This is a genomic window from Ochrobactrum sp. S1502_03 (assembly GCF_044435015.1).
GTDB lineage: Bacteria > Pseudomonadota > Alphaproteobacteria > Rhizobiales > Rhizobiaceae > Brucella > Brucella chromiisoli.
In genome coordinates this window covers 1-1440 of record NZ_JAYEXN010000084.1, presented here as the reverse complement: position 1 = coordinate 1440, position 1440 = coordinate 1, and the positions used below count along the sequence as shown (strand labels likewise).

Genomic DNA, 1440 nt, shown 5'->3' with positions numbered 1-1440 from the left:
GCACTCGTTGCAGAAGGAAAATAGGTGGCCGAGTTTTACTCCGCCGAAGCGGGATTATCCCGCCACTTCCGTGGACTAATTTTGCACCGCCGCTCTCATACCGGCTGTGGCGTTTCTGGTAAACATTATTTGATCTGTAAAGCTTGGGAGCTATAAGTGAAAATTGTTTTGACATCTATTGCGCTGGCGCTGGCCACCACATCTGCCTACGCAGCTGACGCTATCATCGAAGAACCAGTTGCCGTAATCGTTCCAGATACATTCTCGTGGACTGGCGGTTACATTGGTATCAACGCTGGCTATGCTGGCGGTAAGTTTAAGCATCCATTTGAGTTTGGCTTCGACGAGGAATTTGCCGCAAATGGTTCACTTGATGTTACCTCGAGTGGTTTTGTCGGTGGTGTTCAGGCGGGGTACAACTATCAGTTTGATAACGGTTTTGTACTGGGTGCAGAAGCCGACTTCCAGGGCTCGAACATTAAGGGTGAAGTGAAATTCAACGCTAATGACGGTTTCGAGGGAATCTCCGGTAAAGCGGGAACGAAGGTTGAGTGGTTCGGTACAGTTCGTGCTCGTCTTGGTTACACCGCTACCGAACGTCTTCTTGTTTACGGTACCGGTGGTCTCGCATATGGTAAAGTGAAGTCGTATGCTGATTACGATTTTGACGGTGAAGGCGGCGGCATTTCTTCTTCGAAAACGAAGGCGGGTTGGACAGTCGGTGCCGGTGCGGAATACGCATTCACGGACAACTGGACAATCAAGTCTGAATATCTCTACACCGATCTCGGCAAGCGCAACTTGATTAGCTACAATGACGGTGAAGGTTCAAGCTTCAGCCTTGACAATAAGGTTAAGTTCCACACCGTGCGCGTTGGTTTGAACTACAAGTTCTAATGGTGATAGCGATACCCCTGAAAAGCCGCCTTTTGAGGCGGCTTTTTTGTAATTAATGATATTTACTTATCTATTTCATCATATAGGATTTAATAATGTAGGCAATTATTGAGCTTCTTGCTTGCATATCGCCCTTGGAGTTGCCCCTTAAAAACCGGACATTTTCAGGATTGAGCATTTCGGCTCAGGAACTCTCGTGGAGATTGATATCCTAAAGCCTTGTGCGGGTGAAGATTGTTATAGTGCTCGAACCATAATGGCAGTTGAGCCATGACGGTTTCGGCGTCCGGCGTCGGGTTGATCCGGACATAATCGCGCTTGAATGTTTTGACGAAAGCCTCAGCCATTCCATTTGACTGCGGGCTGCGCACTGGTGTTCTGCACTGTTCCATACCGATATCCCGGAGCAGAGACGCGGTGTTTTTCGCAATGAAGCATGAACCATAGCACCTACGGAAGGAAGAGTTGGAGCCACCTCAAACGGTGCGCGCAGCTTTTTTGCTGCAAGCGCGCACCGTTTGAGATGGCCATGGCCAGTCGAAG

Annotated in this window: 1 protein-coding gene and 1 pseudogene; one reads left to right on the top strand and one right to left on the bottom strand. The window is 48.9% G+C overall.

Features of this window, described 5'->3' with window-relative positions; genetic code table 11:
* Nucleotides 1-156: 156 nt before the first annotated feature.
* Complete coding sequence (locus VBH83_RS19290) at nucleotides 157-897, top strand: outer membrane protein (protein ID WP_396999090.1); 741 nt, start codon at nucleotides 157-159, stop codon at nucleotides 895-897.
* Between the two features lie 164 nt (nucleotides 898-1061).
* Here the strand turns inward: VBH83_RS19290 and VBH83_RS19285 are convergent.
* Nucleotides 1062-1340, bottom strand: a pseudogene (locus VBH83_RS19285) (integrase core domain-containing protein); the annotation flags it as partial.
* Nucleotides 1341-1440 lie beyond the last annotated feature (100 nt).